Source organism: Flavobacterium phragmitis (assembly GCF_900112575.1).
Classification (GTDB): domain Bacteria; phylum Bacteroidota; class Bacteroidia; order Flavobacteriales; family Flavobacteriaceae; genus Flavobacterium; species Flavobacterium phragmitis.
Genome location: NZ_FOMH01000011.1, coordinates 1 through 13,162 on the forward strand (window position 1 = coordinate 1; position 13,162 = coordinate 13,162).

Annotated in this window: 11 protein-coding genes; 6 read left to right on the plus strand and 5 right to left on the minus strand. The window is 34.7% G+C overall.

The genetic code is table 11. The features are described 5' to 3' along the window. Positions 1 to 325: 325 nt before the first annotated feature. Positions 326 to 2,494 carry a pectate lyase family protein gene (locus BM289_RS18535; RefSeq protein WP_091496333.1) on the minus strand — a complete coding sequence of 723 codons (2,169 nt, stop codon included), beginning with the start codon at positions 2,492 to 2,494 and terminating at the stop codon, positions 326 to 328. A 553-nt stretch (positions 2,495 to 3,047) separates the two neighbouring features. Between BM289_RS18535 and BM289_RS18540 the strand changes: the two genes are divergently transcribed. The 6 genes from BM289_RS18540 (at position 3,048) to BM289_RS18565 (ending at position 8,356) form a co-directional block, all read left to right on the plus strand. Then, positions 3,048 to 3,815 carry a ParA family protein gene (locus tag BM289_RS18540; RefSeq protein WP_091496335.1) on the plus strand — a complete coding sequence of 256 codons (768 nt, stop codon included), beginning with the start codon at positions 3,048 to 3,050 and terminating at the stop codon, positions 3,813 to 3,815. A 5-nt stretch (positions 3,816 to 3,820) separates the two neighbouring features. Next, complete coding sequence (locus BM289_RS18545) at positions 3,821 to 4,723, plus strand: ParB/RepB/Spo0J family partition protein (protein ID WP_091496337.1); 903 nt, start codon at positions 3,821 to 3,823, stop codon at positions 4,721 to 4,723. Then, complete coding sequence (locus tag BM289_RS18550; RefSeq protein ID WP_091496339.1) at positions 4,723 to 5,283, plus strand: DUF5683 domain-containing protein; 561 nt, start codon at positions 4,723 to 4,725, stop codon at positions 5,281 to 5,283. The genes BM289_RS18545 and BM289_RS18550 overlap by 1 nt, the downstream gene beginning before the upstream one ends. Positions 5,284 to 5,326: 43 nt before the next feature. Next, a complete protein-coding gene (gene dapB, locus BM289_RS18555) occupies positions 5,327 to 6,028 on the plus strand; it encodes a 4-hydroxy-tetrahydrodipicolinate reductase (RefSeq protein ID WP_091496341.1) in 702 nt (233 codons plus the stop codon). 63 nt (positions 6,029 to 6,091) lie between these two features. Next, positions 6,092 to 7,645, plus strand: coding sequence for a signal peptidase I (lepB, locus tag BM289_RS18560; protein ID WP_091496343.1), 1,554 nt, complete (start codon positions 6,092 to 6,094; stop codon positions 7,643 to 7,645). Positions 7,646 to 7,741: 96 nt separating this feature from the next. Beyond that, complete coding sequence (locus BM289_RS18565; protein WP_091496345.1) at positions 7,742 to 8,356, plus strand: WbqC family protein; 615 nt, start codon at positions 7,742 to 7,744, stop codon at positions 8,354 to 8,356. Between the two features lie 77 nt (positions 8,357 to 8,433). Here the strand turns inward: BM289_RS18565 and BM289_RS18570 are convergent, their stop codons facing one another. From BM289_RS18570 to mutL, 4 genes are read right to left on the minus strand one after another with little or no spacing between them, the layout of a single operon-like run. Further along, positions 8,434 to 9,486: an endonuclease/exonuclease/phosphatase family protein gene (locus tag BM289_RS18570; protein ID WP_167365464.1), complete on the minus strand. Its 1,053-nt coding sequence runs from the start codon at positions 9,484 to 9,486 to the stop codon at positions 8,434 to 8,436. A gap of 17 nt (positions 9,487 to 9,503) precedes the next feature. Then, the gene (locus tag BM289_RS18575; RefSeq protein ID WP_091496348.1) at positions 9,504 to 10,367 is read right to left on the minus strand and encodes a rhomboid family intramembrane serine protease; all 864 of its coding nucleotides are present in this window, start codon (positions 10,365 to 10,367) and stop codon (positions 9,504 to 9,506) included. A 43-nt stretch (positions 10,368 to 10,410) separates the two neighbouring features. Then, a complete protein-coding gene (locus BM289_RS18580) occupies positions 10,411 to 11,160 on the minus strand; it encodes a rhomboid family intramembrane serine protease (protein WP_091496350.1) in 750 nt (249 codons plus the stop codon). Then, positions 11,157 to 13,106 carry a DNA mismatch repair endonuclease MutL gene (gene mutL, locus BM289_RS18585; RefSeq protein ID WP_091496352.1) on the minus strand — a complete coding sequence of 650 codons (1,950 nt, stop codon included), beginning with the start codon at positions 13,104 to 13,106 and terminating at the stop codon, positions 11,157 to 11,159. Before mutL ends, BM289_RS18580 begins: the two co-directional genes overlap by 4 nt. Positions 13,107 to 13,162 lie beyond the last annotated feature (56 nt).

A 13,162-nucleotide genomic window follows, 5' to 3' on the forward strand; every position in this document is an offset into this window, starting at 1 on the left:
AGACATAAATTTTGAATATCAATTGTAGCGTAGCTCGGTTATCACGTCCCGCCTTAAAGCGGGAAGGCCGCAGGTTCGAATCCTGCCACCCCGACAAAAGTCTTTTCAAAAAATGAAAAGACTTTTTTTTGCAATAAACTCAAAATCAACCAACCGGTTATTACACCCCAATTGTATTTATCGAATTAATTCAAAATTACATAATCAAATAAACAACTGCATCTAAACATAGCCCGTGGTTTCAACCACAGGGACGCATTATAATACCACAATATGTTTCCCGTGGTTGAAACCACGGGCTATATTTAAAAAACTATATCTTAATCTATTTATCCATTTTAATGTAAACAGGATAAGATTCATTATTTGGCAAGACAAACTCTTCATCATAAGGCTGAATACCTTCTCCATTATTATATGAAGCCACACGTTTTACACCAGTTGCCGTACTTCCTCCTGTACTGTTTATTACATTTTGAATATTTCCAGACCCAGCAAAGCGGGTAATACACATTTTTTCCAACTTTACATTTGGACTATTAGGCGCTTCAAAACCATTTTTCTTATTTACTTTTCCATCAGTTCCTGTAAAAACTGCATAAGATCCCATGCCAATACTATGATGTTCCTTTACTCCATTAGCAACTTTGAATGCGGCATAACCATCAACCTTACCTCCTTGACTGCTCCAACTCGCCTGATTTGGCGCATCGTATGGCGGTTCGTTCTGGAAGAAAAAAGTTCTGCCACGCTCTCCCATCCACAAAACTTCATATTCCTGATAATGTTCTGTGAATAACCCGTAAAGCGTTACATCATTGCCAGTAACTATAAGTCCGTTTTTACATCTATCTCTTGTCCAGCGTAAGTCTCCACCTTTTTGCGAACCATGATCGGCACGCCATAACCAAAAGTGATCGCCAACCACATTGTTACTATTTAGCTGCATCGAAACCTGAATCTGAATATTTTTAGATTGAACGCCACCAACTCTGCAAGTAATATCCGAAAGCAATAAAGGATCTTCCGAATGATATGCTTTTGTCTCTTCATTGCCAACTCTAACCTGATACGTTGTACTATTCAACGAATCCATAAGAAGTCCAGCAATAACAATCCCATCTTTATCATCTGCATAAATACATCCCCAACTATTTTTTTCTGTAGGTTCCAATGTTACTGAAGCAATACCTGCTCCTAAAAGAATCGCATCTTTTCTATTTACCTGAATAGGAGCATTCAATGCATAATGTCCCGGAGTAAAAAATATATTTCTTCCTGATTTTAATGCCGCATTAATTTCAACGTCTGTATCTCCTTCTTTAGTAACATACCAATTCGTAAGCAAATCTTGAATCTCACCTTTTCCAATATCAGTTGACGACCAAGAAACTCCCACTCTATCTTTTTGCCATTCTGGAACAAATATTTTATATTCCCCATCATCATCTAAAAAAAGAAAAGGTTTTTCTCTAATAATTGGCGTTGTCGAAATCGGAGAATTCACATCATCAGCTTGTGGCGGGTTAACACAGCCCTGCCAAACCATATTATACGAACCGCCCATCGCTCCAGAACCCGAAGGAAAAACAGCATTTCTAGTATACCATTGCTGCTGTCCTCCCCAATTTGGTCTTGACGAGGTATAATGTGTATCGGCAATAAAACCGCCACTTCCCCAAAAATTGGTGTTTCCAATGTCTGAAATATATTTCGAAGTACTTTCAAGCAACATTCTTCTAGCGCTTGTTGACTGAGAAACCGTCCAAGCAAAATCACGCATTACGGTAATATTTTCCATAGATCGCCAAAAAGTACAAGTAGCGTTTGCGCCATCGGAAAGATGAGGTCTGGTAAAAACAGAACCTAATTTAACAGCTGAAGGAACTTTGCCCAAACCTCCAATATGAGAATAAAACCCTAATTCTATTGAATTCGACTCGGCAGATGATGCAGAACCGGATCCTCCTGAGTCATAAGTCTGTCCATTAACATTTGGCTTAAAATAATAAGCTTGTCGTTTTGTTGTCCATTCGCCATTTGCACCGCCTAAACCGATAGTTTCAAATTGTGCATTAATATCATTTCTGGCTGTTTCTGCTTTTTCATATTTCCTATCATAGAAATACATATTGTCACCAAAAATTTGATTCTCTAACGAAATTATAACTGTTACATCGTTACGGGTAACTTTATAATAGTTCTCGTATTTGTTTTTATTAGGTTTAGAATCTGTAAATGTTAGCTTTGAAGTGGAACCTACTTGTACAAATTCAGATGCCAGACGACTTCCACCTCTTGAAATAATATAATTTCCTGAAGAGCCAAATGCTGACCATGACAATGTTGTATTGTGTTTCTTTTTATTATAAACGATTTTGCGTTCTATACTTTCCTGTTGTGTTTTTTTATCAGATAAACAGACCGTTTCAAAACTGCAGAGAGTGAGCATAAATGCAAATGCAATAAACACTGAGGTCGATTTTTTGATCATAAATATTCATTTTGGGTTTGACAGTAATACGTTTTTCTAAAAAGCCAAAATACCAATAATCATGAATCTAAAAGTCCGTTTTTGGTTCCAATTTTCCCATCAAAAACTATACAAAAAGGAACTATTTATGCCTTAACAACAAAAGCAAACCATATTCAACATATTCCATTCGTCTCCAATGAGCATTTTAATTTCTGTCATTCCTAAATAATCCAAAAAAATACTTTTTGAAAATTGACAAATCTAGATGAACACAAATTCTTTCAAAAGCAATTCTTTTTTCATTAGACATCAAATAATAAAAAAAGACATGAAAATCTAAAACCAAAAAATCAATTAAAAAAACCGCTCAAATTTCACAAACTTGCCAAAACTGACAAAAAGCCATAGATAAACAGTAAGAATCATCGTTAATAATTACTATTGAAAACAAAATAAATATCTGTAAACACCCACCATACAACGGATAACCAAACTTTCTTAAATGTTAACAAAATAGATTTTCAAAAACCATAAATAATTGTATTTTTACGGTTCAAAATTCAGAAAATAAATGGGCAAAATCATTGCTATTGCTAATCAAAAAGGAGGCGTTGGAAAGACTACTACATCAGTAAATCTTGCAGCCGCATTAGGTGTTCTAGAAAAAAAAGTATTATTAATTGATGCTGATCCTCAAGCCAATGCCACATCTGGTCTTGGAATTGATGTAGAAACAGTTGAAACTGGTACTTATCAAATTCTTGAGCATACTGTAACACCAAAAGAAGCCATTTTAAAATGTACAGCGCCAAACGTAGATGTGATTCCTGCTCACATTGACCTTGTTGCGATCGAAATTGAATTGGTTGACAAAGAAAACCGCGAGTATATGCTTAAAAAAGCATTAGAAGAGGCAAAACAAGAATATGATTATATCATTATTGACTGTGCGCCATCTCTAGGTTTGTTAACCCTGAATGCCTTAACAGCATCAGATTCAGTAGTCATTCCTATTCAGTGTGAATATTTTGCACTTGAAGGATTAGGAAAATTATTGAACACTATTAAGAGTATTCAAAAAATACATAACCCTGATCTTGACATCGAAGGTTTGTTATTAACTATGTACGATTCAAGATTACGTTTATCTAATCAGGTTGTTGAAGAGGTTCAAAAACACTTTAACGATATGGTTTTTGACACTGTAATTCAGCGAAATGTAAAACTAAGTGAAGCTCCAAGTTTTGGCGAAAGCATCATTAACTATGATGCAACCAGTAAAGGTGCTGTAAACTATATTCATTTAGCTCAAGAGATTATAAAGAAAAACAGCAAATAGTTTTTATGACAAAAGTAATTAAAAAACAAGCCTTAGGAAGAGGATTATCAGCACTATTAAAAGATCCTGAAAACGACATCCAATCAGTAGAAGACAAAAATGCTGATAAGGTTGTTGGAAATATCATTGAACTTGAGATAGATGCGATTGAAATAAATCCATTTCAGCCTAGAAGCAATTTTAATGAAGAATCTTTACGCGAATTAGCCACCTCTATCAAAGAACTTGGTGTAATTCAACCTATTACTGTTCGTAAATTAGATTTCAATAAATATCAGTTAATCTCTGGAGAACGCCGTCTTCGTGCTTCTAAATTAGTAGGCTTAACAACTGTTCCTGCTTATATTAGAATTGCAAACGACAACGAATCATTGGTTATGGCCTTGGTTGAAAACATTCAGCGTCATGACTTAGATCCAATTGAGATTGCACTTTCATACCAGCGTTTGATTGACGAAATTCAATTAACTCAGGAGCAAATGAGTGAAAGAGTTGGAAAAAAACGTTCAACAATTGCAAACTATCTGCGTCTTTTAAAACTAGACCCGATTATTCAAACTGGAATTCGTGACGGTTTTATCAGCATGGGACACGGTCGTGCTATTATTAATATTGATGACCTAGAAGCTCAGACAGATATTTACCAAAAAATCGTAAGCCAAAACCTTTCGGTTCGTGAGACCGAAGCTTTGGTGAAAAATTACCACGAAGGTGTTCCAGCAAAAGCAGAAGGAAAACCAAAAGCCGATTCTGCATTTATCGTTAGAGAAACACAAAAAAATACTTTCAACGATTACTTTGGTTCGAAAGTTGATATAAAAGTCGCTGGTAACGGAAAAGGAAAAATTACAATTCCATTTAATTCTGAAGCTGACTTTAACAGAATTATAAAATTAATAAACGGATAGTGAATAAAATTGTCCCCATCGGTCTATTGTTCTTTCTAACAGGAACCGTTTCTCTTTTTGCCCAGGCAAAAAAAGACACGGTTTTGGTCGTAAAAGACACTACTGCATTACAAGAAATAGACCCGCTTACACCAGCAAAAGCAGCCTTTTATTCTGCTATTTTACCTGGCCTAGGTCAAGCATACAATAAAAAATACTGGAAAATTCCATTAGTTTATGGAGCAATTGGAACCAGTTTATATTTCTACATAGACAACAACAATAAATACCGTGATTATCGTAATGCCTACAAACGAAGGTTAGAAGGTTACAATGACGATAATTATCAATTTCTAGACGATAGTCGATTAATTGCCGGCCAAAAATTCTATCAAAGAAACAGAGACTTATCTGCTTTGTTTGTTGTTGGTTTTTATGTTCTTAACATAATAGACGCCAATGTTGATGCCGCTTTGATTCAGTTTAACGTAAACGAAAGACTATCAATGCGCCCAGAAATTTACCCAGCCGATGTAACATTTAAACCAAACGTTGGACTAACCTTTAATTACAAGTTTTAATAGATTCATTTCTATTTAAAAAATCAAAAAAAATATAATCATAATGAAAATTGCGCTTTTAGGATACGGAAAAATGGGTAAAGTAATCGAAAGAATTGCTTTAGAAAGAGGTCATGAAATAGTTTTAAAAAAGGATGAATTTAACACTTACGACGGACTTTCAACAGCCGATGTTGCCATAGATTTCAGTGTTCCATCAGCAGCCGTAAGCAACATCTCTGCCGCTTTCAATGCCAATGTTCCTGTTGTTTCTGGAACAACTGGATGGTTAGAACATTATGACGAAATGATTGCACTGTGCAACGAGAAAAAAGGTGGTTTTATCTCTAGTTCAAACTTTAGCTTAGGCGTAAATATTTTCTTCGAATTGAATGAATATTTAGCCAAAATCATGAGACAATTTGATTCTTATAAAGTTTCAATGGAAGAAATTCACCACATTCACAAATTAGATGCGCCAAGCGGTACAGCAATTTCTCTTGCTCAAGGCGTTATTGAAAACAGTAATTATGCTGAATGGACTTTAGAAGAAGCAAAAAACAATCAAATTCACATTGAAGCTAAAAGAATTGGAGAAGTTCCAGGCACTCATACTGTAAATTACGATTCTCCTATAGACAGCATAGAGATAAAACATACGGCGCATAACCGTGAAGGTTTTGCCCTTGGTGCCGTCATCGCTGCAGAATGGCTTGCAGGGAAGCAAGGAATTTTCAGCATGAAAGACGTTTTAAACTTACAATAAACTGACAAGATTCGGAATCAGCAGAAAAAAGATTTTGAATTTAAAATTTAAAAATACATTATTATGACACTTTACTCTTGGTTCGTATTTTTCTTAGCAGTACAGATCATTCATTTTCTTGGCACATGGAAACTGTATCAGGCAGCGGGAAGAAAAAGCTGGGAAGCAGCAGTTCCGGTATACAATTCCATTGTTTTAATGAAGATCATCGGACGCCCTACTTGGTGGACGTTGCTTCTTTTTATTCCGATTATCAACTTGATTATGTTTCCAGTTGTTTGGGTAGAAACCTTAAGAACATTTGGTAAAAAATCTACTTTAGATACTATTTTAGGGCTTTTCACTTTAGGATTTTATATCTACTATGTAAATTACACTCAAAAACTAGAGTATCATAAGGATCGTAAATTAACTCCTGAAAACAAAACAGCAGACACAATCAGTTCGTTGCTTTTTGCCATTATTGTGGCTACTTTAGTACACACTTATGTAGTACAGCCTTACACCATTCCAACATCATCTTTAGAAAAATCTTTATTAATTGGTGATTTTTTGTTTGTGAGCAAAATAAACTACGGCCCAAGAGTTCCAATGACAACGGTAGCATTACCAATGGTTCACGACTCTATTCCATTAACTAAGAGCAAATCTTATTTAAGCTGGCCGCAATTACCTTATTTTAGACTTCCTGCCATTCAAAAAATAAAGCGATGCGATATTGTCGTTTTCAACTGGCCAGTCGATACAGTTCACTATTTCTTTGAACCAAAAGGAAGACCAGGCGTTATCAAACCTATTGATAAAAAATCAAACTATGTTAAGAGATGCGTTGGTATTCCTGGAGACAGTTTATCCATCAAAGATGGTTTTGTATTTATTAATGGAAAAAAATTAGTTCTTCCAGAAAGAGCCAAACCACAATATTCTTACTCTGTAGCATTGGACGGAAAAACACCAATTGATTTTGAAAAATTATTTAAAGAATTAGACATCACAGATCCTGCAGGTTTTACATCTGAAAAAAGAGACACTCTTTACCTAGGTTCTTTAACAGAAGCAGGTGCAGAAAGATTTAAAAATACTCCGGGTGTAACTGCGGTAATTCGCAAAATTGACAGAACGAACGACAATAGAATTTTCCCGCACATCAACAAATGGAGCCAGGATAATATGGGTCCAATCTATATTCCTGAAGCTGGAAAAACTGTTGCTTTAAACAACGAGTCGCTTCCATTTTACAAAGAAATAATCACAAATTACGAAGGAAATAAATTAGAGTTACAAGGTTCTAAATTTTTAATCAATGGAAAACCTGCAACTACTTATACTTTCAAACAAAATTATTACTGGATGATGGGAGACAACCGTCACAACTCCGAAGACAGCCGTTATTGGGGTTATGTTCCAGAAAATCATATTGTTGGAAAACCAGTATTCATTTGGATGAGCTGGGATACCAACGGAAAAGGAATCAACAAAATTCGCTGGAGCAGAGTTTTCACTACTGTTGATGGCGAAGGTCAGCCACAATCTTACTTTAAATATTTCCTAATTGCTCTTGCCTTATATTTCGTTGGAGATTTTGTCTGGAGAAAAAAAAGAGAAAATAAAGCATAATTAAAAAAAAAGTTATTTTTGTCTCAGGTTTCAAGTTTCAAGTTCTACAAAACTTGAAACTTGAAACCTGAAACTTTTAAACAAAGAACGACAAACATGAATTCCTTACTACTTCCTACTTATTTCCCTTCTATTAGTCATTTTGCTGTAATTGCGCAATCTGACAAGATTACTTTTGAAATGGAAGATAATTTTCAGAAACAGACTAATAGAAACCGAACTTATATCTATAGTCCAAACGGAATTCAATTACTAAATATACCTGTTAAACATTCAAAAGCAACACATCAAAAAACAAAAGACATTTTGATTGAAAATGAATTTGACTGGCAGAAACAGCATTTCAAGTCTTTAGAAGCCGCTTACAGAAGCTCTCCGTTCTTCGAGTACTTTGAAGATGATATCGTTCCGATTTTCGAGAAAAAACATTCTTTTTTAATGGATTTGAATTTCGAAGTTTTAGACATTGTATCAAAATGTCTTCGCATGAAATTTGAATTCGGAAAAACAACTGAATATTTTCACGAAACACCAGATTTTACTGATTTTAGATATTTGGCAAACGGAAAAAAAGACACTAATGCTTTCGAAAAATACACTCAGGTTTTTGATGACAAACATGGCTTTATCAATAACTTAAGCGTTTTGGATTTGCTTTTTAACGAAGGGAAATTTGCGACAGATTATTTAAAAACTCAGAAGATAATATAAGTTAAAAGTTATTGGTTTATGCGTTATAGGCTTCCTTAACTTCCAACACCTAACTTTTAACATATAACTTCACACCACTAAAACTGATCGATTGAAAGTCGGGTCATAATTGGATAATGATCTGAATTTTCAAAATCAGGAAAGCTTTTAAACTGTTTTACTTTCATTTTGCTGTCAGTAAAAATATAGTCAATTCGGGCAGGATAATATTTAAATTTATAAGTCGCGCCAAAGCCTTCTCCTGCCTCCTCAAAGGCATCTTTGAGTTTACCTTTTATACTTCTATAGATATAAGAAAACGCACTGTTATTCATATCTCCACAAATAATAATTGGATATTTGCATTTTTTGATATGTTCTTTAAAGATTTCGGCCTGCTCCTGTTGTTGTTTAAAACTTTTACTGATTCGAGCATAAATACGTTGTGATTTCTTCTGATTGACATTATCAATATCATCTGAAATTTCAGTTACATCGGGAGATATTTTAATGGACTGTAAATGCATATTATAAACACGGATAATATCTTTTCCCCGTTTAATATCGGCATAAACAACATTATTATCTGACTTTGGAAAAACAATATTTCCCTCATCAATAATTGGAAACTTAGAAAAAATTGCCTGACCTGTTTTTATCTTCTTACCATCAATAAAAATATAACGGTGCGGATATACTTTTAAATCCAAATGTGCCGAATTTGAGTATTCTTGAATACATAGGATATCAGGATCCTTTTCGTCTATAAAAGCTTTTATATTCTCAGGAATATCGTCGCGGTCCAGCCACTTAAAAACATTAAAAAGACGAACATTATAACTCATAATAGAGAAATCTTTTTCGTCCTGAACATATTCTTTAGCCGAAAATTTATAGAACTTATTTATAAAGGTGATTCCGGTAAGCAAAACCAATCCAGACAAAATAAGACGTTTTTTGAACTGAATTGCCCAATAAACAAAGAACAATCCATTTGCAACAAAAAAAGCCGGCATAAACAACGTAAGCACCGATAAAAGTGGAAAACTCTTAGGTGCTAAAAACGGCATGATATAAACGCTGAATGTAAGCACAGTCAGCACTATATTCAAAAAGAACATGATCTTATTAAACCAAGAAAGGTTTTTCATATTTGTCTCCTACAAGTTTATTTTCCAGCTTTAAATAAAAACTCTTTTTCTTCTTTTGTCAGACAGTCATATCCTGACTGGCTGATTTTGTCTAATATCTCATCAATCTGTTGCTGCGTCTTGTCTTTCGTAACAATTCTTGATGTCGATTTTTGTGTAGGTTTTTGGTAATTTTTATGAACTTTTTTAAATGGAGTCGTTGGGGATTTCCTAAAAAGATTGACAAAAAAGTCTAATGTTCTAGAAACAATAGTACTCAAATCGGTACCATTTTGCAATAGTTTAATATAAATAAAGCCGAATAAAGCACCTGCCAGATGCGAAATATGTCCGCCCGTATTTCCTAGACGAAACTGCATTAAATCTAAGATCAGAATTACAGCGGTAATATGCCAAAGCTTTACATTTCCAAAGAGAAACAAACGAACATCCATAAGTGGGGAATACGTCGTTGCCGCAACCAAAATTGCCATAATAGCTGCCGATGCCCCAACAATAGAAGCAGCAGTTCCTAAAACATAAAAACTTAGGGCAAAAATAATTCCTGAAAAAATAGCACTCAAAAGATACAATCCTAAATATTGTTTTTGAGTAAAATAGGTCAAAAATAACTGGCTGGCAAAATTAAGCACCAGCATATTAAACAGCAGATGAAAAAATCCATCATGAAAAAAAGCATACGTTAAAAAAGTCCATGGTTTAAACATGAAAACCTGTGGATCTGATGACAAGGCAATCCAGCTCGGAAAATCAAACAAACCAATTGAATATTGATAAAAAAATATCAAAGAAACAATAAAGCATGCAATGTTCCAATACATAACACGCATAGCAATACCTCCCAATCTATATTGTAATTTTAAATCATCTAGAATATTCATAGAAGCTTCTTTTGTTTTTAGAATTCAATCTTAAAGTTATAAATTAATTCCAACGATTGTTATTGAATTGATTTTTTTTCCAGTACCACATCATTAAAAAACCAGTAATTGCGCCTCCAACGTGAGCGAAATGCGCTATTCCTGTTCCTCCTCCTCCAAATAGAGAAGTTCCTTTAACCCCTAAAAACAAATCGATTAATAAAAGCCCAGGAACAAAGTATTTCGCTTTGATTGGAATTGGAATAAACATAAGCGCTAATTCCGCATTAGGAAACATAAAAGCAAAAGCAGTCAACAAACCATAAATAGCTCCAGAAGCTCCTACAACTGTTCCGATATAAGCACTTGTAAACCCATCAAATTGAGCAGCGCTTACTAAAGTCTGCCATCTCGTATCTATTTTTCCTTGACTTAAAATATTTAAAATATCAGCCTTATGATAACCATTAGCAGTCAAGATATTAATTGTATCTTCAAAAAAGTAATAGTTTACTGCTGTGTGAAGTAACGCAGAACCTAAGCCACATGAAATATAAAAAAACAAAAACTTTTTACCTCCCCAAAAATGCTCTAAAGCAGATCCAAAAGAAACCAACGCAAACATATTAAATGCAATATGCATAATCCCGCCATGCATAAACATATGCGTAATAGGCTGCCACACTTGAAAACTTGGATTTTCTGGAAAGAACATCGCAAGATACTCGTAAGATATTGGCACTAACTGAGAACCAATAAAAAATATAATATTAATAATTAGCAGTTGTTTAACCACTGGAGTCATATTCATCATAAAGCAAACTTTTTATCTATATCTTCCACACGCATCGTAATGAAAGTAGGTTTTTGAAAAGGTGAAATATTTGGATCTTTACAAGCAAACAAACCGTTTACTAAATTGTCTTGTTCTTTTTCGGTTAAATAAGATCCTGTTTTAACCGCTAAACTTTTGGCCATTGATTTGGCAATGGTATCATTTTGACTGTAACTATTGGCTGGAATTCCGTCCTGCAGATCACTCAATAATTGTTCAATCACCAGAGACACTTCGCTTTCTGTAATATTTACTGGAATTCCTGAAACTACTAAATGCTCCGTTTTCGAATCATCAAAAACAAATCCAGTCGTTTCTAGAGATGGTTTTAATTCTTCAATCTGTTTCATTTCTGAAGCAGAATAAAACAAATCTAACGGAAAAAGCAATTGCTGGCTCGCTGCTTGATTTACAGTCATATTCAGCAAAAACTGCTCATACAAAATACGCTGATGTGCACGTTGTTGATCCACAATTATCATTCCTGATTTAATTGGCGAAACAATATATTTCTTATGAATCTGATAGGTTTTCTGAGTTGCCTGTTCCACTTCATCATCATTAAACAAAGAAGACGTTACTTCTTCATTTTCGAATGTAAACGGCGAACTCTCTATAGTTTCTGGATTTTCTGTATCTAAACCAACATATAAACTTTCCCAACTTGCCGTTGGTTCTACTCGTTTAGAATAACCCGAATAAGAAGAACTTGAACCTGAACCCGAACCAGAATAGGAAGAGGACGAAGAACTGGAACTATAACTTCCAGATCTTGAACCCGAACCTGCTTTAGTATAATGCTGATTGGTTTTATCATCTGTAAAAGGATTGAATGTTCCGTCAACTTGAATGGTTGGAATTCCTACTTCAACATCTTTATAATGATAAGGCGTATCCAAATTAGAATCTCTATCAAAATCCAAAACAGGCGCAACATTAAATTGCCCTAAACTATGCTTGATCGAAGCTCTTAAAATGGCATACAAAGCTGATTCATCATCAAACTTAATTTCCGTTTTAGTCGGATGAATATTAATATCGATTGTATTTGGCGGTACTTGCAGATATAGGAAATAACTTGGCTGAGAACCATCTTTCAACAAACCTTCGTAAGCGGCCATAACGGCATGATGCAGATAACCGCTTTTTATAAAACGATCGTTTACAAAAAAGAACTGCTCTCCCCTATTTTTCTTTGCAAATTCGGGCTTGCAGACAAATCCCTGTATATTTATTATATCCGTATCTTCATTTACCGGCACCAGTTTTTCATTGGTTTTACCAGACATAATACCCACAATTCTCTGACGATAACCTGCAGCTGGAAGATTATACATCTCACTTCCGTTATGATAAAAGCTAAAATGAATATTTGGATGTGCCAAAGCTACACGCTGAAATTCATCCATGACATGACGAAATTCAACTGTATCTGATTTCAAGAAATTACGACGGGCCGGAATATTATAAAATAAATTTTTAACCGCAAATGAAGTCCCTTTAGGTAAAACCGCCACTTCCTGCGAAACAAATTTACTTCCTTCGATTACGATATGCGTTCCTAGTTCGTCTTGTTCTTGTTTGGTTTTCATTTCCATGTGCGCAATCGCCGCAATAGAAGCCAAAGCTTCTCCACGAAAACCTTTTGTTCCAAGTGAAAATAAATCTTCAGCCTGACGGATTTTTGAAGTAGCATGACGGGCAAAACACAAACGCGCATCGGTAACGGTCATTCCAACACCATTATCGATAACCTGAACCAGCGATTTACCAGCGTCTTTTATAATCAATTTAATATCGGTTGCTTTTGCATCAACGGCATTTTCCAACAATTCTTTTACAACTGAAGCGGGTCTTTGAACCACCTCTCCAGCAGCAATTTGGTTAGCAACGTGATCAGGAAGCAATTGAATAATACTCGACATTAAGCAAAAATAGTTTTAGAGTTTAGATTAGTTTGTATAAACCAAGAAATACAAAT